Raw genomic sequence first — 23,913 nt, forward strand, 5'->3', positions numbered from 1 at the left:
CTGATCTACAAGACACCGGCCTCGCGCCGGTGTCTTGCTTTCCGGCAAAGGGAAAAGCGCTGGACTTTGGTAGTAAGAAGGCAACCGGCCGGGCGATTTTTCGACCTTGGTATAAGAGCCAAAAATCGCCGAGTCCCTAGACTGGCGGCCTCGCACTTCCTACTGCCCGAGGTTTTTCCCATGTTCCGTGATCGCGTGCGTATGTCCTCCCTGCTGGACAAGGTGATGACTGCCGACCAGGCCGCGGCCCTGATTCAGGACGGCATGACCGTCGGCATGAGCGGCTTCACCCGCGCCGGCGAAGCCAAGGCCGTGCCCAAGGCCCTCGCCGAACGCGCCAAGCAGGAGCCGCTGCGCATCAGCCTGATGACCGGCGCGAGCCTGGGCAACGACCTCGACAAGCAGCTCACCGAGGCCGGCGTGCTGGCCCGCCGCATGCCCTTCCAGGTCGACAGCACTCTGCGCAAGGCGATCAACGCCGGCGACGTGATGTTCATCGACCAGCACCTCTCCGAGACCGTCGAGCAGCTGCGCAACCACCAGCTCAAGCTGCCGGACATCGCCGTGATCGAAGCCGTCGCCATCACCGAGGAAGGCCACATCGTGCCGACCACCTCGGTGGGCAACTCGGCCAGCTTCGCGATCTTCGCCAAGCAGGTGATCGTCGAGATCAACGTCGCGCACAACCCCAACCTGGAAGGCCTGCACGACATCTACATCCCGACCTACCGCCCGACCCGCACGCCGATCCCGCTCACTCGCGTGGACGACCGCATCGGCAGCACCGCCATCCCGATCCCGGCGGAGAAGATCGTCGCCATCGTTGTGAACGACCAGGCGGACTCCCCGTCCACCGTGCTGCCGCCGGACGACGAGACCCAGGGCATCGCCAACCACCTGATCGACTTCTTCAAGCGCGAAGTGGAAGCCGGCCGCATGAGCAACAGCCTCGGCCCGCTGCAGGCCGGCATCGGCAGCATCGCCAACGCGGTGATGTGCGGCCTGATCGAGTCGCCCTTCGAGAACCTGACCATGTACTCCGAAGTGCTGCAGGACTCGACCTTCGACCTGATCGACGCCGGCAAGCTGCGCTTCGCCTCGGGCAGTTCCATCACCCTGTCGACCCGCCGCAACGCCGACGTGTTCGGCAACCTGGAGCGCTACAAGGACAAGCTGGTGCTGCGTCCGCAGGAGATCTCCAACCACCCCGAAGTGGTCCGTCGCCTCGGCATCATCGGCATCAACACCGCGCTGGAATTCGACATCTACGGCAACGTGAACTCCACCCACGTGGGCGGCACCAAAATGATGAACGGCATCGGCGGCTCGGGTGACTTCGCCCGCAACGCGCACCTTGCCATCTTCGTCACCAAGTCCATCGCCAAGGGCGGCAATATCTCCAGCGTGGTGCCGATGGTCAGCCACGTGGACCATACCGAGCACGACGTGGATATCCTCGTCACCGAAGTCGGCCTGGCCGACCTGCGTGGCCTGGCGCCGCGCGAGCGCGCCCGGGTGATCATCGACAACTGTGTGCACCCGTCCTACCGCGACGCCCTGAACAGTTACTTCGAAGCCGCCAGCGAGCGCGGCGGCCATACCCCGCACATCCTGCGCGAGGCCCTGGAGTGGCATATCAATCTGGAAGAACGCGGCCACATGCTGGCGGCGAGCTGACCGGAGCCTTTTGCGGGCCATTCAGCAATGAATGGCCCGCAAGGGTTTACAGCCGGAAAAAAACCACGTAAAAACACTCCCGAACAGATTTTTATCCCGCACCAACTGTTCAGTTTTTCCCTCTGCCGAGCCCTTCGGCACCCTCGAAACACCCCAGACGCCCGCCAATTGCGCACCAGAATGGAGCGCAGCGGTACAGTTCGCCCCGAAAAACACCATTACAGTTCAAAATAACAATCGCCTGACCAGCTGCAATACAGTACAACTGTACCTGTCATCCCTGACTAAAAAGTCAGATCATATGCTCAATCAATTCAGCAACTGACTCTCGTCACAAGCGAGAAGGATGACCACCATGGAACGTACCCTCGGTTCCGCAGCTCTGAGCACTACCCGTAGCACCTCCAGCGCCCACCGTGGCCTCGTCGGCACCGTTCGCCTGTGGCAGCGCCGCATGGAAAGCCGCCGTCAGCTGGCCCGCCTGGATTCCCGCCTGCTGGCCGACGCCGGCATCAGCGAATCCCAGCGTTACGCCGAACTGAACAAGCCGTTCTGGCGCTGATTCAACAGTACAACTGAGCCACTCTCTCCAGGCTCGCCGTAACTGTACTGGTAAGTATGTTGCCCCGGCCGCTCAGCCAGAGCGGCCTTCGGGCAGCAGAATCTCCCTCTCCGCTTTTTCGTCCAGCAGATTGCGATACAGATCTGCCCAGACGCGCCCCATCGCATCCGCCGTGAACAGTTCGCGATAGCGAGCTTCCGCCTGCCGCCCCATCTCGGCTGCCGCTTCCGGATTCTCCCAGCACCAGCGCATTGCCTGTCGAAACGCCTGCGGGTCGCTCGGCGGCACCACCAGCCCGGTCAATCCATTGGCATTGATGAAGCTCGTCCCGGTGCCAATCTCGCTGGAAATCATCGGCTTGCCATACATCGCCCCCTCGAGCAGGGAGATACCGAACGCCTCCGAGCGCAGGTGCGAGGGGAATACGATCGCGCGCGACAGTTCCAGCAGGGCAACCTTGTCTTCCTCGCTGACGCGGCCGACGAAGCGGACGTGCGAATCGACACCCAGCGCCGCGGCCTGCGCCTTGAGCTGCTGCTCCAGCGGCCCGGCCCCCACTATCACCACGGGGTAGCCGGTACCCTTCACCGCCTCCAGGAGGATGTGCAGCCCCTTGTAGTAACGCATCACGCCGACGAACAGGAAGAACCGTTCCCCCACCGCCCGCCGCCAGCGCTCGACGCACGCCTCGACCGGCTTGGGATAGGCCTGCTTGTCCAGGCCATAGGGAATGACCTGCGCCTTGTGCTGGTAGCGGCGCAGCACATCGCTCGAACCCAGGTAGTTGGGCGACGCCGCGACGATGCGGTCGGCACTGCTCAGGAAGCGGTGCATGAGCGGCTGATACAGTTTCAACAGGTGCTTCTGGCGAACGATATCGGAGTGGTAGGTCACCACCGTCGGCTTGCGCACGCCCGACAGCAGGTGCACCAGGTCCATGAAGGGCCAGGGGAAGTGGAAGTTGATGATGTCCGCTTCGGCGGCGAGCCTGCGGAACTGCGGCACCACGCTGTAGGAGAAGCCGGTGGAGGCCAGCTGAAGATCGAGGCGCGCGCGGAACACTCGGTGACCGTCGACCATCACCTCGGCCGGTTCGGGATTGGCGCTCAGGGTCAGTACCTGGTTCTCGATGCCATGACTGTGCCCCGTGCGGCAGAGCTGGTTGATCACCTGCTCGATGCCGCCCACGGAATCGGGCAGATAGGTCTTGAAGAAGTGCAATACGCGCATTCAGCCCCCCAGTACCTTTCGGTAGACATCGCTGGTAATCCGGGCACACCGCTGCCAACTGAACGCCTTTGCCTGCTCAAGGCCAAGGGTACGGCAGCGCTGCCAATAAGATTCGTCTTCCATCAGCCGCAGTATGGCAATAGTCATCGCCTGCGGATCGTGCGCTTCTACATATACCCCCGCCTCGCCGGCGACTTCCGGTAGCGAGGAAGTCCCTGTCAGCACCACCGGAACGCCACTGGCCATGGATTCCAGCACCGGCAGGCCAAAGCCTTCGTAAAGCGAGGGGAACAGCAGCGCCCGGGCACCGGCGAGCAACTCCGCCAACACGGCATCGCTCTGGTAGCCCAGCACCTTCACATCTCCCTCTGCCAGTGAGGCCTTCAGCGTGTCATCCAACTGCTCGGCGCGCCATCCCGGCATTCCGACTATCACCAACGGAAGCCCCTTGCGCAGGCTCGCCGGCAACAGGGCATGGGCACGCAGCGCCAGTTCGAGATTCTTTCTGGGCTCCAGCGTGCCGACACAGATCAGGTACCGACCCGCGACCAGCCCTAACTCGCCCAGGGTTCGCTCCAGCGCCTGATACGCGCGCGGATAAAAGCGCGCGGCGCAGCCCAGGGGAGCGACGGTCACTCGCTCTTCGGGCAAGCCGAAGTGTCGGCGAACCTCGCCGGCAACATGTTCGGAATCGGTGAGCACCGCCTGCGCACGCTCGACAGCCCGTCCAACGTGCCGCTCGATTTCCAACAGGCGATCAGCCGGCTGGGTCTGCGGGTAATGCACATGAGTCAGGTCGTGCAGCGTCATGACCATGGGCCCGTCGAACTCCAGCGGCCACAAGGTCGGCTCGTGGTACAGATCCACCTGGCGGTGCTTCAGTCCGCGATCAAAGGAGCGCTGTTCCAGCCAGCGCCGGATTCGATAGGCACCCGGCACCTGCTTGGCCAACGAAGCCTTGCGCGCATAGCCGGGCATGGGTGCCGACGGCAGGTCGGCTCCCCAGGACCGACCCAGGAACAGGTCCAGGTCCACTCCGGCCTGCTCCTGCAGCGCCTCGCTCAGGGCCGCCACGTACTGGCCTATTCCGGTCCTTGGTGCCTGCAGAATGCGTGCATTGAGGGCGACGCGCACGTCAGACCACTTCTGCTTCGCGCCGTGGTTCGCGCCGCAGCCTCAGGGCGTGCAGTACGCGATCCACGAGTTGCTGACTGGCATCGCGCCAGCCGAGCCAACGCCAGTCGCGCACACTGCGGGCCGCCGGGAAGCGGTCGCTGGCTTCGAATTCCTGTACCAGCGACGCCAGGGACTCGGGGCGTTCCAGCTCGAAGTAGGCGACGAAATCGCCGCCAACCTCCCGGAACACCGGGATATCGCTGGCCATGACCGGCAACTGGCGCTGCATCGCCTCGACCAGCGGCAGACCGAAGCCTTCGACGAACGAGGGGAAGACCAATGCGCGGGCGTGCGCATAGGCGTGCTCCAGGCCGCGGTCATTGAGCTTGTTGAACATGAATAAGCGCTGATTGAGCTGCGGATGGCTCTGGATTCGCTCGATCAGCGCATCGCATTTCCAGCCAATGCGACCGATGATGCACAGTCTGGCTCGCGAGCCTTCGGCCCAGAGGCGCTCGAAGGCATCCAGCAGGTAGGCGTGGTTCTTCCGCGGCTCGATGGTGCTGACCATCAGGTAAACCGGATCGCCCTCGTCGAACATACGGGTGAGCCCATCGTCCAGCTCCGACTGGTCGTGCACAAGGTCCAGTTCGGAACCCAGGTAGAAGTGCTCGAACCACAATTGCTGGGCCGCATTTTCGCCGCGGCGGCGAACGATCTCGGCGCGCACCTGGTCACGAATGGTGGTGGAGATGCAGATGAAGCCGTCGGCCTTTTCCGCGATCCAGTCGAACCAGACGTCAAATACCTTCACCAATCCGGCATCACAAAACTGCGGGTGGGTGCAGGGAATCAGGTCGTAGATCACCGACACCAGCCCGACGCCCTGCGCCTTGAGGCGCTCGGCCACCATGAAGAAATCCGCGTGCCAGGAAGAGTCGAGCAACAGCAGTTGATCGCCAGGCTGGACCTCCAAAGACGTCAGCCGCTCGGGCACTTCGTGATTGCGCGAAGCGAACATGGCAAAGCGCAACGGCAAGGTGATCGATAGGCTGGCCAATCGGGCCAGCACATAAAGTGCACGCCGAGCGTTATGCCAGCGACTCATAGGCCAGCGCCGCTCCAACCGCGCGTGCCACATCCAGTACTGGCCGCGAAGCTGCTCCAGGGCGACCTTCATGCGGCTGTGCCACGGCAGCCTCTCCGTCGACAACGGCGCCAGGTGCAAGACGCGGTACATGTTCCCGCGGAAGAACGCCACGGGGATGCACTCCACGTCGCTGTGCACGCTCTCCAGATGACTGATGACGTTGCGCACTACGCGCTGAATACCAGAGTTCACATGGGGATGTTCGAAGACGTAGGTGCATTCGACGAGCAGGCGCATCAGCGATGTTCTCCACTGCTTTCTGTCATGGATTCACTGTGTTCGCGCTCGATGCTCAGCCGCGCATCCAGCCATGAATAGCCGATGAAGTTCTCCCGGGTGCTGTTGACAACATGGAAGATCATCGCGCAGTCCCGCCACTCATAGTTGCCATCCAGATGGGAATCCTGCCGGGACAAGCTCAGGGACACCGAGTAGTTGCCCGGGCCCAGACGCATGGGGAAGGCATAGCGGAATATCACTCGGTCCCCCGCTCTCACGTCATGCTGCACCTGCTTCAGGCGATGTGAGTTGATGCCGTACATGGCCTGCCCCAGGCGATCCTTGAGCATGAAGCCCAGCACCAGATGGTCGAGGTCCCGGCAGGCTCGCACCTCCACCTCCAGTACCACTTCATGGCCAACCTCGACCAGATCGACTCCACGACCGCCAGCATCCAGCAGTCGCACCGACTCGATTTCCGCCTCACCGGTACCAGAGATGGTCCGCGCCTTGCCGTTGGCGAGCATTTCCTGGCGCACGAGATGGTTGAGCCCTTCGCCCATACGCGCGTGGTAGTAATCCATGACCATTTCCGGGTCGCCCTGCATCGCCACCTGACCGAACTCCAGCAGCACCGCGCGATCGCAGATGGACTGGATGGAGAAGCGGTCGTGGGAGACGATCAGCAGCGTGGTGCCGGCACGGCGGAAGCTGCGGATGCGTTCGAAACTCTTGTGCTGGAAATACGAGTCGCCCACCGAGAGCGCCTCGTCGATGATCAACACATCCGGACGGCGCGCGGTGGCCACGCTGAACGCCAGGCGCATCTGCATGCCGCTCGAATAGGTGCGCACCGGCTGGTCGATGGCATCACCAATCTCGGCGAAAGCTTCGATGTCCGGCAGCAGCGCATCAATCTCGTCGCGCTGCAGACCGAGGAGTTGCGCGGCCATGTAAACATTCTGACGGCCAGTGAACTCCGGATGAAAGCCCATTCCCAGTTCGAGCAGGGCGGACACCGTACCGCCTACCTCGCAGGAACCACTGGTGGGCTGGGTGGTGCCGGTGATGATCTTCAGCAGGGTGCTCTTGCCAGCGCCATTGGAGCCGACGATGCCCACCGCTTCACCCGGCGCGATATCCAGGGAAATATTCTGCAGTACCCAGTGCTTGTGATGGCGGGGCTCGCTGCCGGGAGTGATCCATTCAAGCAGGCGCGACCAGCGTTTGGGGTACTGGCGATAGGCCTTGCCCAGTTGGTGAATGCGGATATGGCCCATCAGAGTTCGTCCACCATCTCACCCGCGCGTGCGCGGTACAGCGCCAATGCAAGGACGCACAGCAGCAAGCCGCACAGCGTGACCGGCAGCAGTTGCGACAGCTGCGGCCACTGGCCATGGAGAAACAGGTTCTGGTAGGCCTGCATCAGGCCAGTCAGCGGGTTGAGCTGCACCAGCCGACCGATGGACTCCGGCAGGATGCTCAGCGGATAGACGATAGGGGTGAGCCAGAACCAGAACTGCAGGAGTATGCCGAACAATTGCCCGACATCACGGAAGAACACGTTCAGCACGCCGACCAGCATGCCCAGGCCGACAGCGAATAGCAGCTGCAGCGCCAGCAGCAGCGGGAACGCCAGCAGCGCCACGCCGGGCAGGCGGCCGGTAATGAGCAGGAAGCCAATGAACAGGGCGAAGATAATGGCGAAATTGAGCAACGCATTGCACACGCTCACCACCGGCAGGCAGAGGCGCGGGAAACTCAATTTCTTCAGCAGATTGGCATTTTCCAGGAACATGTTCAGGCAGCGGCTGACCACTTCGGCGAACAAGCCCCAGGTCAGCAGGCCCGCGCAAAGGAACACGCTGTAGGCCATCTTGTCGTCCACGCCCGGCAGGCGCGCACGCATCACTTCGGAGAAGATCACCGTGTACACCAGGATCATCGCCAGCGGATTGAGGACGGTCCAGGCCGCCCCCAGCAGTGAACCGCGATAACGAGACTCGAACTCCCGACGCACACTGCCCGCAATGAAGCCACGGTACTGCCAGGTGCCTTTCAGACTACTCAGCGACATCAGACAATCCTGCCGTAGATATCCTCGAAGCGGACGATATCGTCCTCGCCCAGATACTCACCGCTCTGCACCTCGATCATCACCAGATCGATCACGCCCGGGTTCTCCAGGCGATGACGGTGCCCCGCGGGGATGTAGGTCGATTCGTTGCTGTTCACCAGGCGTACCGATTCGCCGTTGGTGACCTTGGCCATGCCCTGTACCACCACCCAATGTTCGCTGCGGTGATGATGCATCTGTAGCGATAACGCGGCCCCGGACTTGACCACGATACGCTTGATCTTGAAGCGCGAGCCTTCCTCGAGAACGGTGTAGGTGCCCCAGGGACGGCTGACCGTGCGGTGCAGGCGATACGCCTCGTTCTCGCTGTCCTTGAGCTGCTTGACGACCTTGCGAACGTCCTGCGCCCTGTCCGCGCGCGCCACCAGGATGGCGTCGGCGGTCTCGACCACGATCAGTCCCTCGACGCCCACGGTGGCGATCAGGCGTCCCTCGCTCTGCACGTAGTTGTCCCGGCTGTCGACGAAGATCGCGTTGCCGGCCGCGCGATTGTTGTCGGCATCCGCGTCCACCAGATCGCTCATGGCGGTCCAGGAACCGATATCGCTCCAGTCGAAAATCGCCGGAACGACAGCGACGCGATCGGAACGCTCCATCAGCGCATAGTCGATGGAGATGTCTTCCAGGGTGCTGAAGTGCTCGTGGGGCAGCTCCTGCTGCACCACATTGCCCATTTCTTCCGGCTGGCTCGCCATCTGGCAGTCGATGGCTTGCGCCAGCATCTGCGGCGCGTGCTTTTCCAGCTCGCTGATGAAGGTACCGACGGTGAAGCAGAACATCCCCGAGTTCCAGAGGAAGGTGCCAGCCTGGAGGAACTGCCTGGCGGTATCCAGATCGGGCTTTTCGACGAAGCGCCTGACCGTGCTGCCGCCCCTGGCGTCCAGCGCGTCACCGGTCTCGATGTAGCCGAAGCCGGTCTCCGGCGTGGTAGGCACCACACCGAAGGTCACCAGTCGCCCCTGCGCGGCCAGCTCCACCGCGTGCTCCACGGCGTTGGCGAATGCCTCGACATCACGGATCAGATGGTCGGCCGGCATCACCACCATGGTCACGTCGTCGCCGTACAGTGCGCGCAGCGCCAGGGCCGCGACCGCGATGGCCGGCGCCGTATTGCGTCCGATGGGCTCAAGGATGAAGTGACCGCGCTGGCGCAGCTTGGCAGCCTGGAAATGGTCCTTGCTCTGGAAGTAATAGTCACGGTTGGTCACCGTGACGATGCTCCCGTCGCCCCCCAGCAGGCCGGCCGCGCGCCGATAGGTCTTGTTCAGCAGGGATTGCCCATCGGGCATCGCCATGAATGGCTTTGGCTGACCTTCGCGCGATACCGGCCACAGCCGTGTACCGGCCCCGCCGGAAAGGATCACAGGAATGAGCATGGCTTACTCCTTGCCGACTCGACGCAGGTCGGCGTCAACCATCATGTGAATCAGCGACTCCAGGCTGGTCTTTGGACTCCAACCCAGAACGCGTTCGGCCTTGCCCGGGTTACCCAGCAGCACATCCACTTCCGCCGGACGGAAGAAGGCGGGATCGATCACCACATGGTCCTGGTACTTCAGGTCGACGTACTCGAATGCAATTCGGCACATCTCGCGCACGGTGGTGGTCACGCCAGTGGCCACCACGTAGTCATCCGGCTGGTCCTGCTGCAGCATCCGCCACATGGCTTCTACGTAATCACCGGCAAAGCCCCAGTCGCGCTTGGCATCGATGTTGCCCAGGCGCAGTTCGTTCTGCTTGCCGAGCTTGATGCGCGCCACCGCATCGGTGACCTTGCGCGTCACGAACTCGATGCCGCGTAGCGGGGATTCATGGTTGAAGAGGATGCCGCTGGAAGCGTGCAGCTTGAAGCTCTCGCGGTAGTTCACCGTGATCCAATGACCATAGAGCTTAGCCACCCCATAGGGGCTGCGCGGGTAGAACGGCGTGTTTTCGTCCTGCCGCTCGGCCTGGATCAGGCCGAACATTTCGCTGGTGGAGGCCTGGTAGAAGCGCGTTTCCGGGCTGAATTGGCGAATGGCTTCCAGAAGATGAGTGACCCCCAGGCCGTCGACGATCCCGGTGGTGACGGGCTGGTCCCAGGAGCTGCCGACGAAACTCTGCGCGCCCAGGTTATAGAGTTCGTCCGGCTTGGCCTTGATGACGGCACGCTGGACGGAAGAGGCATCCGCCAGATCGCCATCGAGGTAGACCAGCTCGGACTCAATACCGAGTTCGCGCAAGCGCCAGCGCGTATCGCTACTGCGGCGGGCGACCAGTCCATGGACCTTGTAGCCCTTCTCCAGCAGCAGCTTCGCAAGGTACGCGCCATCCTGGCCGGTCAGGCCGGTGATCAGAGCACTTTTTGTCATTCTTGTGGCATCCGTGATGTCTCGCAGGATCATTGCCTGCGAGTTGATTTTAGTTATTCCGGATTCCCTGGCTGGCGGGGCATGCCCTCCATGGTCTCCGCGTGAAGCATTACTGCGGTCGGGCATTGCACGCTTGTGGCGTTGCCGCGCCGACTTCAATGGCGATTGCTCGTCGCCGGGTCGGGGTTCCCGACCATTCCCCCAATAGCGAAGGATCTACTCCTGCAACACCCTGACATCCCAGTCCGCCAGAATATCCCGGAGCGTCTGCTCCATACTGATCACTGGCGCCCATCCCGTCTCCTGTCGCAGCTTGGCGTGGCTGCCGCAAACCCTGCGCTGTTCTGCGCGCCGTAGACGTTGCGGGTCCTGGCAGATCTCCAGTTCGACCTCGGCCAGCCGGACCATCCGCTCGATCAGGTCTCGCACTCGGTATTCCTGTCCCGAGCACACGTTGTACACCTCCCCGCTGCGACCATGCTCCAGCAGCGCGAAATAGGCCGCCAGCACGTCCCGCACATCGAGAAAATCACGGGAGACATCGATGTCACCCACCTCGATGCGGGGGGCCTGCAGGCCACGCCGGATACGCGCCACTTGCCTTGCCACCGCAGGCAGGACGAAATCCGCCTTCTGCCCCGTCCCCACATGGTTGAACGGGCGTGCCACCATCATGCGCCACGACTCGGTGAAGCTCCACTGCTGGCACAACAGCTCCGCCGAGACCTTGCTCACACCATAGGGATTGCGTGGGCGAGGCATCTGTTCCTCGGTGATGGGCAATTGCGCCTCGCCCACCTGTCCATAAACGTCTCCGGAACTGACATAGAGAAAAGCCCCGGAAAAACCGCAACGCTTGAGCGACTCCAGCAGATTCAGGGTCCCCAATACGTTCACTTGCAGCGTTCCCGCCGGGTCCTTGAACGCCTGCGGCACGAAGGTCTGGCCGGCCAGATGGATCACGGCATCCGGCGCCCTCTCCGTCAAGCAGCCGTCGAAGGCACCAGGCTGCAGCAAGTCCAGCCTCGGTACCTCCATCAACTGCCAGCCTGGCGGTAGCGATGAACGCAGGTGCGAACCGACAAAACCGGAAAGCCCCGTTACCAGAAGTCGCTTATCCAAGGGTCAGTCTCTCTAATTGTTCTGCATCAAAGGAACCAGTAACGGCTGACCGGTTAGTCATGTAGACGGATGACTGTCTACTCGATTTGCCGATAGCGCCCCGGTACTGCCAATTCTTTTACCGGCTCCGTATCGATCTCGACCACTGCCGGCTCCGCCGTGAAGCGCTGCAGGCGCTGGTGGGCGATCTCGGCGCCTTTTCGGCGCAAAGGCTGCTCAATGAAACGGTAATTCAATTCGGCGGCGATTACAGCGAACAGCAACGCGGTTGCCACCAGTTCCACGGTGAACGATGCGTCCAGCGTCACCCCCTGCGCCGCGGCATAGCGATTCCACAGCTCGCGACTGAAGTGGTACGCACACACATGGATCACGTACAGCGCGTAGGAGCGCGACCCCAGCCACAGCAGCACTCTGGAGAGCGGCGCCGGACAGTACAGGTAGCCCTTCTGGTAGCTGGCGATCCACACCAGCAACAGCGAAACGATCGCCACCAGCCCCACCGCCACCGGCATCGCGATCAGCTGGGCGGGAATGGCTCCTAGCAGGTAGAGCAGCATCAGCGGCACGGCCAGGCGGAGCCAAAGGCTGTCGCCCAGGAAGGTCGGCTCAAACTGGCGAAGCAGCGGGGTACGTCCGGCCAGACAGAGCAGTACGCCCCACATCATGGCGTCCAGGCGGAAGGAGTTGAGCATCGCGCTGGTAGGCGTGCCGAACATATTGCGATCCAGAGCGAACTGCAGGGCGATCAGCCCCAGCAGCAAGCCTACCCGCCATCGATAAGCCGTCACGCACAACAGGAACAGCGGGAAGATGAAGTAGAACTGTTCCTCAAGGGCCAGACTCCAGTACACGCTGTTGGGGCCCAGCAGGTTCCCGTACTGGTTGGCCAGGTTGGCACTGAAGGTCGCCACCGCGGTAAAGCTGCGCAGGTTATCGAACCAGGATCCAAAGGCACCGCTCTGGTTGAACACCACTGAAAGCCCCAGCGGGATCAGCACCCACAGCCAGGCCGTCGGCAGCAGGCGATAGATCCGGCGCAACCAGAAGCTCTGCGCGGCAATGGCGAAATGCCCTTGCTGACGATGCTTGTCGAAGTAGTCCAGGTAACTCTTGCTCACCACATAGCCGGAGATGCAGAAGAACAGATCCACACCGGTCCAGGGCATGTAAACGCCGAAAAACTTGAGGAAGAACGCCTCGTAGTACGGCAACAGCACCGGCACGTGACAGAGCAAGGTCAAGCCGATGGCGGCGCCCCGCAGATACTCGATCTCCAGGTTCTTGCCTTGACTCATGATCTCCCCTCTTCCGCCATTCGGGCCGCTCCGTGAACAAACATGCACACCACTCCCCGTTCTTCAGCCGCCAACCCGGGAATCGACCATCACCGGCATATCCGGCTGTCCGGCCAAGCGCCGCGACAGGACCGCGCCCTTGCGCCGCAACGGCGTCTCGATCAGGCGGAAATTCAATTCACTGAGGAGCACGATCAGCACCGCTGCACACAGCACGAAGGGATAGAAGAAACGCTCGTCGACAGCCACCGACGGGTACAGGCGTGCAAAGCCTTCCCGGATCGCGAAGAAGGCTGGCACGTGGATCAGGTAGATGGCATAGGAGCGCGTGCCGACCCAGATCATCAGGCGCCGCATTACACCCTCGGGTAGCAGGACATCGGCGTCGTAGGAGGCGATCCACACCAGCAGAATGGAACCCAATGCCACGAGACTGAATTTGTAGCTGCCAACATTGATGACATCCGCCCAGAACGCACCCATCAGCAAGCTCATCCCGGCCAGCAACAGAGTGCCTGCCCCGAACCGGACCGGCAGCGCACTTCGTAGGCGGGCGTAGAGCCCCGTCCGGCTCCATATCGCCAGCAGCACCCCGAGCATCAGGGCATCGCTGCGGAACATCACCATCAGCAGGCCGCGGGAAGCGAAGAGCTGGTAAAGGACAAGCACCGCCAGCACATGGGGAAGCCAGCGGCGGGACAGCAAGGCCACCAATGGCAATAGCACATAGAACTGCTCTTCCAGCGACAGGCTCCAATACACGAAGCTGGCGCCATACTCACTGCGCATGAAGGTTTCCACAAAGCGCCAGTTGGCGATCTGCAACAGCGCGGCATAGGTCGCATCCAGGTTCGCACGCCAGGTACCGAACACCCCGGAGCTGTTGAACCAGAGCACCGCCGCCAGCACCACTATCAGCCAGAGCCAGGCCGAGGGCAGCAGGCGCCAGGCACGGCGCACCCAAAATGCCAGGATGCAGCGCCAGACACCGCCCTGTTCCGCTGCCACACTCAGTCGCGGCAGCAAGTCGCGGGCAATGACAAAGCCGGAAATCGCCAGGAACAGATCGACGCCAAAGCCGCCGGAAAAGTGTGCAGTCAGGTAGTCGAAACGCGGCGAGGCCCAGTTGATCAGGTTGCCATGGGCGTGGTGCAGGACCACGAAGACCACGGCGAAACCCCGCAGGATCTCAATGTCGGTGATCCGGCCTTTGCTCATTGTCCAGCTCCAGACAGACCACGGCCCGCAGGCACGATGGCTGGTAGGGCGCGAGTCAGGCCCGACACGCTGATTCGTTCCTGGCTCAAGCAGGCTTGCGCGCAATGATCGCCTGGCTCTTGGGCATTGCCCTGTCCAGGGCCTTCTTGATGCGCGGGCCGTCTTCGGTTTCCAGCATCATGTTCCAGGTGCGCGTCCAGCTATCCAGCAACGGATGCCACGGCGGCGAGAGATCCTGCTTGCAGGCCCAGAAGAAGAACCACCAAACCGACCAGTAGAAGCCGTAGTGCGCCTGGCGCTCGATGACCAGGCCGGCGTCGCGGATCAGTTGTTCGAATGCCTCGCGCTCGAACACGCGGATGTGGTTCGGGCGCTGGAAATACGATTCCGGCGCCAGGTCTTTCTGCACGCTTTCGCCCAGCGGATCGGGCACCGTGATCAGGTACAGCGCGCCGGGCTTGCCCACCCGAACCAGCTCGCTCATGAACTGCGCCGGGTCCTCCACATGCTCCAGGACCTCCATTGCCACGACCTTGTTGACACGCGCGTCGGGCAGCGGGATGGGATTGGCATCGGTTACCAGCGGCAGCATCGCGCGGGCATTGGAACCTTGCAGCGCACGCTCGACACCGGCGACCTTGTCTGCGTCGATGTCCGCGAAGATGACTTCCGCACCACGCTGGGCACAGAACTGTACGAAAGGACCGTCACCACAGCCGATGTCGAGCACCGAGTCGTCGGCGCTGATCGGAAAGCCCTCGAACAACTCATCGGTCTCCTGGTGGAACCAGCCGCTCAGATAGGTATCTTTCAGCGTCGACAGATTTTCGACCGGTGCGGGCACCGGATCGGGGGTGCGATCAGGCTCGGCGGCCGGCGCCGGCTTGCGGCCCAGGCTCTTGATGAACTCCAGCATGTCAGCTCCAGCTATGACGGGTGTATGCCGCGGCAGAGCCTGCGGCCAGAAGCACTTCGAGGCTGGCCTGGTTCATGCGCACGCCTCCTCCTCGATCTCCAGCAATTGGCACAGCCGCTGCTGGGCCACTGCCTGGGAGCAGTGACCACGCATACGCTCGATGGCATTGGCCGACAGTTGGCGGTAACGCTCAGGGGTCTCGAGATAACAACGATAGGCCGCCAGATAGCCATCGCGCAGCGACGCCCAGTCCAGCTGGTGGCGGCAGGTGCGATACGCCAGGCGCGGATCGTGCGGCCAGGCAGTGCCGTCCTCCCAGCTGTTCACCACGAAGCCGACTTCGGTGTCCATGTAGTCCAGCATCGCTGAGTTGCGCGGGGCCAGCGCGGGAATCCCGCAGGACAGCATTTCCATCAGCGGCAGGCACTGCCCCTCGCCGTGGGACGCATTGACCACAAAGTCACTGGCTTCGATGAACGCATTGAAGTCGCTCTGCTCGAGGAAGCCGTGCACCAGCACGATGCGGCAGCGGAAATCCGGCAGACGCGCCAGGGTGGTCAGCATGGCCTCGATGGCCGAGCGGTACTCCTGATGCGTCAACTTGAACAGCAGGGTGGCATCGGGAACATCGCGAAATGCCGTGCAGAAGGCCGTGAGAATGTCAGTCCAGTTCTTGCGGCCATCGTAGGGATTGAGGATCGAGGTGAAGACCACCCCGTCGAGCACCAGCTCATGACATCCCGGAACCCACCAGCCGGTTTCCATTGCGCCGGGACCAACCGCCGGCGCCGACGACACGGGCTGGACAGAGGGCAGCGAGGTCCTGGGGCTGACCCTCTGCTTGACGGCCGCCAAGGCGCTACTGAGCGGCGCGGGCAAGAGGTCGCGCCAGACCAGGCGATACCACTCCAGCAGATAGCGGACCGTGGTGTGCGCCACCTGCCGGAGGCCAGGCCGGGGAATCTCTTCTGCTACCGCCACAGGGCCGATCACCGGCTTCGGCTGGCCGGCGGCAATGAATTCTTCCAATGCATTCGGGCCGGGGCGGTACGGCCCCAGGTCCAGGGTACGGGTATCCACCACCACGCCATGTGGCACCCGAATACGGTGCTCTGCACTTGCTGGACGCGGCTGGGCCAGCATCTGCCGCAGGCCTTCCAGGCGGTCCCATACTGGCGCGGGAATGGACGTCACCGGGAAATCGTCGCGCACCGCGCGTTGGATGGCACGCACCGTCTGGTTCGAATGCACCACGGCGCGCCCCAACCCCTTGAGGACGAAGCGCCAGTCCTGCTCGGGCTGGTCGTGCCAGGTTTCATCGGGAATGGTGTCGAACTCCCAGGCAAATACCGGGATCGTTGGGCAAACCAATCCACGGACGGTCTTGTGCGGGGGAGAGAACGAGAGGAACACGCAGCGTTCGCCTTCGGCCAGCGCCTGGTGGAACAGCGGATCGACCTCGCGTTGCGGATCCTGCACCACGGTGACCTCGCCGAGTTGCCGAAGCACTGGCGTGAACTCCTTGAGCACGAAGTAGTAGCTGTACTCCGGCCGGCCGAGGCTGGTGGCAATGTTCGTCGCATTGACGTCCGAATAGACCAGGAACCTCATAGCACCAGGCTCCTCTTCGCGGCGCCCGGAGCGGCTGCCAGTTGATCATCGAGAAACTCGCCAAGGCGTCCGCTGACCTGCTCCACCGAACAGTACTCACGCATCCTGCGCTCTGCCGCCTCGGACATCCGCCGATAGTCCACGGGGCGTTTGGCGGTCGCGTAGCTTTCGCGGTAGGCAGTGACCAGCGATTCCCAGTTCAGGCGATGCAGGTAGGCACGCAGCAGGGCACGTGAATCGTGCGGCCAGCTGGCTGGCTGCGGCGCGCTGCCGACGATGAACGCAACGTCCTCGTCGAGGTAGTCGAGCATCGCGGTATGACGCGGCCCGATCCCTGGCTTGCCACAGCTGAGAAACTCCATCAGCGGCAGGCACAGGCCCTCGCACACCGAGGTGTTCACGTAATAGGTCGAGTGGCGGACCAGGTCGCGATACTCCTCGTCCTCGAGGAAGCCGTGAATCACCACGATCCGGCACTGGAACGGTGCCAGGCGCGAGAGCAGCGTCATCAGCATCACGCGGTAGCTCTCCAGATCATGGTGAGTCATCTTCACCACCAGGGTGGCGTCCGCCACATCGTGGAACGCCCAGCAGAAGGCGCTGATCATGTCGATCCAGTTCTTGCGATGGTCGCCGGGGTTGAGCACCGTCGTGTAGACCACCCCGCGCAACTCCACCTGCCGTGGTTCAGCCTGGGGGGCCGGCGGCACAGGCGGCTCGGCCTCGGGAGGCTCTTGCCTGGAAGGCAGGAAGGGTACCACTGCCTCGGCCCACCAGCCCTTGAACAGGGCCTTGGTGGTCAGCCAGCGAACCGACGAACGCGGTGCGGCGGTTACCGGTTCGGGAGCGGGCTCCGGCTGTGGCGGCAACACCAGGCAATCGGCCGACAACCCCAGGTATGGGCTATCGATCACATGGCCGGTGAAGCGCAGCATTCTTTCCGAGAGGTTCAGGCGGCGAGCGTCGGCCATGCTCTCGCCCTGGAAGCGATCCCACACCGGCGCTGGCAGCGCAACGATCGGATAGTCCTCGCCCATCACCGCCTTTACCGCATCTGCGGCTTCACGACTGAGGGTCAATGCGGCGCCGGAGCCGGAAAAGACACGCCGCCAGTCATTGCGTGGCTCGTCACCCCAGGCCTCGGTCGGGATGCTGTCGAACTCCCAGGCAAACACCGGGACGGTCGGGCAACGCAACCCCTCGGGCGTCTGCTGCGGCGGGCTGAAACTGAGGAACACGACCTTCCTGCCCTGCGCGCTGTGCTGGTCGTAGAGCGCATCGACCTCATCGAGACTCTTGACCTCGATGACACTGCCCAGGCGCAGCAACGCGGGTACGAACTCCTTCATCAGAAAGTAGTAACTGTACTCCGGCTTGCCCAGCGAGCTATGGATGGTGTCCTGGCTGATTTTCGAGCCAATGAGAATGAGCGTATCCATCATGATGCAACCGCAGGCCCCGCTCCTGCGCGGTTCTTATTATCGATGCAGCCGGTGCCGCCACTGCGAATTTCTGGAGTAAGGGGTGCATAGCACCAGTTCTTCGCCGCGCTGGCAAGAGCCTTTCCGCTGTGAGTACAGATGGGGCGATAACCAGGCAATACAGTTGCGAACTTCCTGGAACTGACCCAGAACAATCACTCTCCGCTGTGACTGGCGAGTCACCCCACCTCCACCCAATCATGTCCTCCCATACCACTCGCTCCCCAAAGGAGCCGGAGGACACCGCCATGGAACACGCCCTCGCCCGACCGGCAACCAACCCGCGCACCGGGATGCAACGCACCCTCTGGAAATTGCTGCGCCAGTGGCAGCAGAACACCCGCACCCGCCGCCAGCTGGCCGAGTTGGACAGCCGGCAACCGGCCGATATCGGCGTCAGTCACAGCGAGCGCGTGGGTGAGATCTCGAAGCCCTTCTGGCGCTGAGCTCTGGTGACTCGCATCAGTCTTGGTTAGTCTGTGCTCCAGTAGAGTGGCCCCCCGGCCACCTTTTTGTGCTTAATCCGGAGCCACTTCATGAAGAAAAGCCTGCAATTGATTGCTGCAGCCACCCTGCTCGGCTGCGCTACCGGCGCCTTTGCCACCAGTTTCGTCTACACCACCGACATGACGGTGCGTGCCACCGGCGCCACCTCCGACGCCACCTCCAACATCAGCAACTCCTTCAAGGACGACAAGATCGTTCTCGAAGCCAAGGACGATGCTGCCACCTTCGTGGCCAGCCAGGGCGACATCCGCGGCGCCCACCTGGAAGCCGCCCTGCGCCACATCCGCACCAAGATGCCGGCCCTGGCCGCCAACGACCAGCAGCTGGCACAGGCCATCCTGACCATCTGATGCCCCGCCGCGCCGGGCACTCCGCCCGGCGCGCCGCGCTGGCCCTCGGCCACGCATTCCGTTAGCCTTGGCGGTCGTGCTTTTCCGATCATTTCCGCCCATGCGCCCTCTGCTGATCCTGCTACCGCTGTCGCTCCTCGCCCTGCCTGCCCTGGCATTCGACCAGACGACCCAGTTCCCGGTACGGACCAGCTATATCACCAGCAAACTGACCAGCGCGCCGTTCGAGAACAAGCTGCTGCGCAGCGCCCGTGACGACGCGGCAGGCTTCATCGCCACCGCTGGCGAGCTGCGTGGTGCGCGCCTCGAAGCGGCGCTGCACTGGCTGCGCGAACGCCACCCGGCGCTTGCGGCGAATGATCGGGAACTGGCCGAAGCGATTCTTGCCCAATAAGTCGTGAGCAGCTCCTGCTGCCCTTTCGGAGACATCCATGCGCCTCAGCTCGATTTCCAAGAGCCCCCTGATCCTCGGTCTGCTGCTCGCCGCCTGCGCTTCCGGCGCCCAGGCGCAGTCGGTGATTCGCGTGTTCAACATCACCACCAACGCCTTCGCCCGCAGCATCGACTTCACCTCGGACACCACCACCTCCGTGCGCGACATGAAGATCGTCCAGGAAGCCCGTGACGACGCCGCCAGCTTCGTCGGCAGCGATGGCGCCATCCGCGGTGCCCAGCTGGAAGCCGCGTTCAAGGCACTGCGCGCAGACGTGCCGCAGGCACGTGAGGCCTCCGACCAGGCCCTGGCCGAAGCCATTCTCGCTCTGTGAAACGCCGGGTTGGCCGCTGGCTGGCGGCCCTTGCACTGATCGTCGCCGCCAGCAGCCAAGCCTCGCTCCGCCTGGAGCTCGACACCGACGGATTGACCGGCCCCCAGCGCCAGGCCAGCCAGCAGTTGCTGGACGAGGCCCTGCAAACGCTGCCGGCCACTTTCGTCGAACGCCTCGACCGGACCGTCGAGGTGCAGTGGCGCGATGACCTGCCCAGCAACGGCATGGGCCGCGCCCTGCGTCCAGATGCCATCGCCCTGAGCAACCGCTACCTCGCGGCACTCACCGACGGCAGCGCGGCCACCCAACAGACCGGCCGCACCCACGGCACCCTGCGCCGCGAACTGCTGGCTGCCCTGCTCCACGAACTCACCCACCTCTACGACCGCGCCCGCCTCTGGGATGCCGACGAAGCCCGCGTCATCCGCCGCTGCACGATGCGCGACAAGAGCCTCGGCCGCGTCGGCGCGCCGGGCGAGTGCCGCACCCAGACCGGTCGCCGCTTCACCCTCAGTGACGATCCACGCCTGCTCGACCTGGCCGGCTGGCCGCAGTACGCCGGCAAACATGGCGAACGCGAGCAGCACAATCGCTTCGTCCTGCGCAGCCCGGACCGCTACGAGCTGAGCAACCCGCGCGAGTACGTGGCGGTCAACATGGAGTACTTCCTCCTCGACCCGAGCTACGCCTGCCGCCGGCCCGCGCTGTACCGCTACTACGCTTCGCGCTTCGGCGAGCGCCCGCACGACGCATGCGCCAGCAGCTACGCCTACCTCAATGCCGGCCGCGACTTCGGTCAGCAGCCGCTGGGCTACCTCGACCCCGAGCGGGTCTACGAGGTGGACTACTTCATCGCCGAGGCCAACGCCGACATCGCCAGCCGCTGGGGCCACACCATGCTGCGCCTGGTGGTCTGCGCACCGGGCCGCCCGCGCGGGCCGGACTGCCGCCTGGACCTCGACCAGCACCTGGTGCTGTCCTTCCGCGCCTTCGTCGGCGACCTGCAGCTCTCCAGCTGGGACGGCCTGACCGGCGCCTACCCGTCGCGGCTGTTCGTGCTGCCGCTGTCGCAGGTGATCGAGGAATACACCAAGGTCGAGCTGCGCAGCCTGGCCTCGATCCCGCTGCGTCTGAGCCGCGACGAGATCAATGGCCTGGTGGAACGCTCTGCGCAGAGTCACTGGAGCTACGACGGCAATTACTACTTCCTGTCCAACAACTGCGCCGTGGAGACGCTCAAGCTCCTGCGCAGCGGCATCCAGCGGCAAAGCCTGCAGAGCATGGACAGCATTACCCCCTACGGCGTGCTCGGCCTGCTGGAGAACCAGGGAATCGCCGACCCGAGCGTGCTGGACAACCCCAAGGAAGCCCTGCGCCTGGGCTATCGCTTCGACTCCTTCCGCGACCGTTATCAGGCGATGTTCGACGTGCTGAAAAAACGCCTGGACGTCCCCCAGGACAAGGTCGAGGACTGGCTCGCTCTGCCCGCCACCGAACGCCGCCCCTGGTTCGACAAGGCCGACCTGCGCGCCAGTGCCGCCCTGCTCCTGCTCGAACAGGCCTCGCTGCGCCGCCAGCTGCTGCTGGCCCAGGACGAACTCAAGCAGCTCTACCTGAGCAACCGTGACGACATGAGCGCCGACACACGCCTGGCCACTGCCGGCAAGACGCTGCAGCAGATCCTCGACGACAGCGGCTTCCTCAGTCGCCCGGCGGAGCTGCTCGACGGTGGCTACGGGCTGCCCCAGGCGAAGGAAACCACCACCCTCGAACAGCAGACCCAGCAGCGACAGAAGCGCCTGCGCCAGCTCAGCGACAACCTCGACCGCGAGGTGCGTGCCCTGCTCACGCCGGAGCGACGCGAGGAACTGGCCGCGCTGGAGGCCAACACCAAGCAGATCGGCGCGCACCTGCGCGCACTGCACAAGGCAGCGGGTGGGTTCGAGCTGCCCTGACTGCTTCTTAGGAGCGGACTCCGTCCGCGATCCGCAGGCGCGCGCCTAGGCGGTTCGCGAGCAAGCTCGCTCCTACGAAGAGCGACGCAACGTGCGACCTGTAGGAGCGAGCTTGCTCGCGAACAGAGCCTCCGGCAGAACTAAAGCTTCTCCTCCCACTCCTCCGGCAACTGCTCATCCAGGTGAATCCATGGCAGCCGGCTCTTCACCCAGATGTGCCGGTCCGGGACCACATCGGCGACCTCATCCAGTGTCGCGATGGTGATGTCCAGGGTGTCCGGCGCGAGGTCGGTGAACAACGCCAGCTGCGCCCCGCAGTTGGCGCAGAAGTAACGCACACAGGACGTCGAGGACCGGTACTCGGCAGGCTTGCCGGCGGTCCAGCGAAAGCGCTCCAGCGGCACCGTGACCCAGGTGGTGACGATGCCGCCGGTGGTGCGCCGGCAGATCGAGCAGTGGCAATGCGCAACGTCCGCAAGCTCGGCGTTGCACGCGTAGCGCAGCTGTCCGCAGTGGCAGCCGCCCTGGTGTATTGCGCCCATGGGTAATCCTCCGTTTCAGTCGTATTCGGCGGCTTCGTGATCGCCCAGCAGCCGCCGTTGACGCGGCGTGCAGGCGGCCAGCACCTCGGGGTTGAAGACCCAGTCCAGGTAGGGTGAAAACTTCTGCGCGACCATGCGCCGCCCGTAATGCACCTGCAGCAGGTAGCGCGTGCGCTGGCTCAGGTTGCGGCTACCGGCGTGCCAGAGGTCACTACGGAACAGCAGGCAATCGCCGGCGCGGCAAAACACCGGCTCGGCCACCCTGCCCCGCCATTCGCGCTCGTCCGGATGAGGTACCCGGCCGGCGCGATGGCTGCCGGGGATGACCCAGGTCGGGCACAGCGCCTCGTCGATGTCATCGAGATAGATCTGCGCAGTACAGATCGACATCGGCAGCTCGAAGCCCGACTCCAGCAGCTCCGCCGGGAGCGCGACGGGCAGGTAGTCCTGGTGCATCTCTGCGCCGATGAAGCCGGGATGACAGCGCCAGGCCGTCTGGCCGATCACATGGCAATCCTCGCCCAGCACGGCTTCGGCCAACTCGATCAGACCCGGCGGGTCGAGGTACGGCAGCCAGCGTGGCGAACGGTTGAACACGCACTTGTAGTGATCCACCAGCCCTTCGTAGTCCCAGTGGATCGGCCGCAGGCCATCGATCAGCGACCGCACCTCCTCCACCTGGGCGGCATCCAGCAGACCGCGCAGCAGAACGAAGCCGTCCTCGTGCAGAGCCTGTAAGGCGTTCACGGCGACGACCCTCCATCGCCCAGCTGCGCCTGGGCCTGGACCAGGGCGTCGAGGAAGGCCGCGACCGCTTCCCCCGGCTCGGCGCCCTGTCGGGTCACGCAGTGGAACTCGGACACGTAGGCCAGCTGCGCCGGGCGGATCGCCCGCAAGCGGCCCTCGGCCACCCACTCGGCGGCATAGTGGCTCGGCAGGTAGCCGATGAAAGTGCCGCTGAATACCAGGTTGGCGATGGCCTCCATGCTGTAGGCATTGGTCGTGCGCCTGAACACCAGCCCGTGGGGCCGCTGACTCTCGGCCATGTAGCCTCGTCCGACGTAGTCGGCGGCGCAGATGGCTTCCAGCGAAGGCTCGTCGTCCTGCCGTCCGTAGAACGGGTGTTCGCGGGCGCAGTAGAGGTTCTGTTCCTCGCGGAACAGCGACTGGTAGCGCAGCCCGGACAGCCGGTGGTGGAAGGCGCCGATGGCCAGTTGCAGGCGCTCTTCCAGAACGGCGTTTTCCAGCTCGTCCGGTCGTTGGGTATGCAGGTTCAGGCGCACGCGGGGGTTGCCCTGGCGGAACAGCCAGATGGCCAGTGGCAGCGGCCAGCAATGCTGGCCGAGCACCCCGTCGACGCAACCCAGGTGCAAGGTTTCGCGGTCGCGCCCGCCAAGGCCGGTGACCTGCTCGCGGAAGCGCTCGATATCGGTGAACAATACAAGCGCCGCCTCGTACAGCTCCTGGCCTTCATCGGTGAGCTGGAAGCCGCTGCTGCCACGCCGGCACAGCGAATAGCCCAGGCGCAGTTCCAGATCGCGCACCAGTACGCTCAGGCGCGACAGGCTGGTGTTCAGGCGCACCTGGGCGGCCGTGAAGCCGCCGGCCTCGACGATGGTGCAGAAGGTGCGCAGCAGGCGCAGGTCGATATCGGAAAGATTGCCCAGCATGGGAATTCTCGCGGCGGCAGGCGCAGGCCTTTGG

General features: G+C 63.7%; 23 protein-coding genes. 7 read left to right on the forward strand and 16 right to left on the reverse strand.

Annotated features, from left to right (window positions below):
* Positions 1 to 180: 180 nt before the first annotated feature.
* Together ACQ5BL_RS17920 and ACQ5BL_RS17925 are read left to right on the forward strand one after the other, a co-directional pair.
* Positions 181 to 1,677 (forward strand): acetyl-CoA hydrolase/transferase family protein, encoded by a 1,497-nt coding sequence (locus ACQ5BL_RS17920; RefSeq protein ID WP_243807074.1) that lies wholly within the window; start codon positions 181 to 183, stop codon positions 1,675 to 1,677.
* Positions 1,678 to 2,032: 355 nt separating this feature from the next.
* Complete coding sequence (locus ACQ5BL_RS17925) at positions 2,033 to 2,239, forward strand: DUF1127 domain-containing protein (protein ID WP_207884786.1); 207 nt, start codon at positions 2,033 to 2,035, stop codon at positions 2,237 to 2,239.
* A gap of 72 nt (positions 2,240 to 2,311) precedes the next feature.
* Here the strand turns inward: ACQ5BL_RS17925 and ACQ5BL_RS17930 are convergent, their stop codons facing one another.
* The 13 genes from ACQ5BL_RS17930 to ACQ5BL_RS17990 all read right to left on the reverse strand — a co-directional run bounded on the left by ACQ5BL_RS17930 (position 2,312) and on the right by ACQ5BL_RS17990 (position 18,049).
* Positions 2,312 to 3,469: a glycosyltransferase family 4 protein gene (locus ACQ5BL_RS17930; RefSeq protein WP_243807075.1), complete on the reverse strand. Its 1,158-nt coding sequence runs from the start codon at positions 3,467 to 3,469 to the stop codon at positions 2,312 to 2,314.
* Complete coding sequence (locus tag ACQ5BL_RS17935; protein ID WP_243807076.1) at positions 3,470 to 4,603, reverse strand: glycosyltransferase family 4 protein; 1,134 nt, start codon at positions 4,601 to 4,603, stop codon at positions 3,470 to 3,472. It abuts the gene before it with no gap.
* Between the two features lies 1 nt (position 4,604).
* Positions 4,605 to 5,975 (reverse strand): glycosyltransferase family 4 protein, encoded by a 1,371-nt coding sequence (locus ACQ5BL_RS17940; RefSeq protein ID WP_243807528.1) that lies wholly within the window; start codon positions 5,973 to 5,975, stop codon positions 4,605 to 4,607.
* On the reverse strand, positions 5,972 to 7,234 hold the full coding sequence (locus ACQ5BL_RS17945; RefSeq protein ID WP_243807077.1) for an ABC transporter ATP-binding protein: 1,263 nt from the start codon (positions 7,232 to 7,234) through the stop codon (positions 5,972 to 5,974). Before ACQ5BL_RS17945 ends, ACQ5BL_RS17940 begins: the two co-directional genes overlap by 4 nt.
* A complete protein-coding gene (locus ACQ5BL_RS17950; RefSeq protein WP_243807078.1) occupies positions 7,234 to 8,031 on the reverse strand; it encodes an ABC transporter permease in 798 nt (265 codons plus the stop codon). Before ACQ5BL_RS17950 ends, ACQ5BL_RS17945 begins: the two co-directional genes overlap by 1 nt.
* A complete protein-coding gene (locus ACQ5BL_RS17955; protein ID WP_243807079.1) occupies positions 8,031 to 9,467 on the reverse strand; it encodes a mannose-1-phosphate guanylyltransferase/mannose-6-phosphate isomerase in 1,437 nt (478 codons plus the stop codon). Before ACQ5BL_RS17955 ends, ACQ5BL_RS17950 begins: the two co-directional genes overlap by 1 nt.
* A gap of 3 nt (positions 9,468 to 9,470) precedes the next feature.
* Positions 9,471 to 10,442: a GDP-mannose 4,6-dehydratase gene (gmd, locus tag ACQ5BL_RS17960; protein WP_243807080.1), complete on the reverse strand. Its 972-nt coding sequence runs from the start codon at positions 10,440 to 10,442 to the stop codon at positions 9,471 to 9,473.
* Between the two features lie 216 nt (positions 10,443 to 10,658).
* Positions 10,659 to 11,564: a GDP-mannose 4,6-dehydratase gene (locus tag ACQ5BL_RS17965; RefSeq protein ID WP_243807081.1), complete on the reverse strand. Its 906-nt coding sequence runs from the start codon at positions 11,562 to 11,564 to the stop codon at positions 10,659 to 10,661.
* Positions 11,565 to 11,641: 77 nt separating this feature from the next.
* Entirely contained in the window at positions 11,642 to 12,862 is a 1,221-nt protein-coding gene (locus tag ACQ5BL_RS17970) for an acyltransferase family protein (RefSeq protein ID WP_243807082.1), read from the reverse strand.
* A 63-nt stretch (positions 12,863 to 12,925) separates the two neighbouring features.
* Positions 12,926 to 14,080: an acyltransferase family protein gene (locus ACQ5BL_RS17975; RefSeq protein ID WP_243807083.1), complete on the reverse strand. Its 1,155-nt coding sequence runs from the start codon at positions 14,078 to 14,080 to the stop codon at positions 12,926 to 12,928.
* An 85-nt stretch (positions 14,081 to 14,165) separates the two neighbouring features.
* Positions 14,166 to 14,996, reverse strand: coding sequence for a class I SAM-dependent methyltransferase (locus tag ACQ5BL_RS17980; protein ID WP_243807084.1), 831 nt, complete (start codon positions 14,994 to 14,996; stop codon positions 14,166 to 14,168).
* A gap of 72 nt (positions 14,997 to 15,068) precedes the next feature.
* On the reverse strand, positions 15,069 to 16,607 hold the full coding sequence (locus ACQ5BL_RS17985; protein WP_243807085.1) for a glycosyltransferase family protein: 1,539 nt from the start codon (positions 16,605 to 16,607) through the stop codon (positions 15,069 to 15,071).
* Complete coding sequence (locus ACQ5BL_RS17990) at positions 16,604 to 18,049, reverse strand: glycosyltransferase (protein WP_430293200.1); 1,446 nt, start codon at positions 18,047 to 18,049, stop codon at positions 16,604 to 16,606. The genes ACQ5BL_RS17985 and ACQ5BL_RS17990 overlap by 4 nt, the downstream gene beginning before the upstream one ends.
* 287 nt (positions 18,050 to 18,336) lie before the next feature.
* Here ACQ5BL_RS17990 and ACQ5BL_RS17995 point away from each other — a divergent pair, with 287 nt between their 5' ends.
* The 5 genes from ACQ5BL_RS17995 (at position 18,337) to ACQ5BL_RS18015 (ending at position 21,667) form a co-directional block, all read left to right on the forward strand.
* Complete coding sequence (locus ACQ5BL_RS17995; RefSeq protein ID WP_430293201.1) at positions 18,337 to 18,534, forward strand: DUF1127 domain-containing protein; 198 nt, start codon at positions 18,337 to 18,339, stop codon at positions 18,532 to 18,534.
* A 90-nt stretch (positions 18,535 to 18,624) separates the two neighbouring features.
* On the forward strand, positions 18,625 to 18,945 hold the full coding sequence (locus ACQ5BL_RS18000; RefSeq protein WP_207884803.1) for a DUF2388 domain-containing protein: 321 nt from the start codon (positions 18,625 to 18,627) through the stop codon (positions 18,943 to 18,945).
* Between the two features lie 100 nt (positions 18,946 to 19,045).
* Positions 19,046 to 19,339, forward strand: coding sequence for a DUF2388 domain-containing protein (locus tag ACQ5BL_RS18005; protein ID WP_243807087.1), 294 nt, complete (start codon positions 19,046 to 19,048; stop codon positions 19,337 to 19,339).
* A gap of 37 nt (positions 19,340 to 19,376) precedes the next feature.
* The gene (locus tag ACQ5BL_RS18010) at positions 19,377 to 19,712 is read left to right on the forward strand and encodes a DUF2388 domain-containing protein (RefSeq protein WP_207884805.1); all 336 of its coding nucleotides are present in this window, start codon (positions 19,377 to 19,379) and stop codon (positions 19,710 to 19,712) included.
* Positions 19,709 to 21,667: a DUF4105 domain-containing protein gene (locus tag ACQ5BL_RS18015; protein WP_243807088.1), complete on the forward strand. Its 1,959-nt coding sequence runs from the start codon at positions 19,709 to 19,711 to the stop codon at positions 21,665 to 21,667. Before ACQ5BL_RS18010 ends, ACQ5BL_RS18015 begins: the two co-directional genes overlap by 4 nt.
* A 140-nt stretch (positions 21,668 to 21,807) precedes the next feature.
* Here the strand turns inward: ACQ5BL_RS18015 and ACQ5BL_RS18020 are convergent, their stop codons facing one another.
* From ACQ5BL_RS18020 to ACQ5BL_RS18030, 3 genes are read right to left on the reverse strand one after another with little or no spacing between them, the layout of a single operon-like run.
* On the reverse strand, positions 21,808 to 22,209 hold the full coding sequence (locus tag ACQ5BL_RS18020) for a GFA family protein (RefSeq protein WP_243807089.1): 402 nt from the start codon (positions 22,207 to 22,209) through the stop codon (positions 21,808 to 21,810).
* A 15-nt stretch (positions 22,210 to 22,224) separates the two neighbouring features.
* Entirely contained in the window at positions 22,225 to 22,956 is a 732-nt protein-coding gene (locus ACQ5BL_RS18025) for a phytanoyl-CoA dioxygenase family protein (RefSeq protein ID WP_243807090.1), read from the reverse strand.
* Positions 22,953 to 23,879, reverse strand: a complete 927-nt coding sequence (locus ACQ5BL_RS18030) for a LysR family transcriptional regulator (RefSeq protein ID WP_243807091.1) — start codon at positions 23,877 to 23,879, stop codon at positions 22,953 to 22,955. Before ACQ5BL_RS18030 ends, ACQ5BL_RS18025 begins: the two co-directional genes overlap by 4 nt.
* Positions 23,880 to 23,913: the final 34 nt, after the last annotated feature.

The organism is Pseudomonas sp. B1-22 (assembly GCF_050474425.1).
Classification (GTDB): Bacteria; Pseudomonadota; Gammaproteobacteria; order Pseudomonadales; family Pseudomonadaceae; genus Pseudomonas.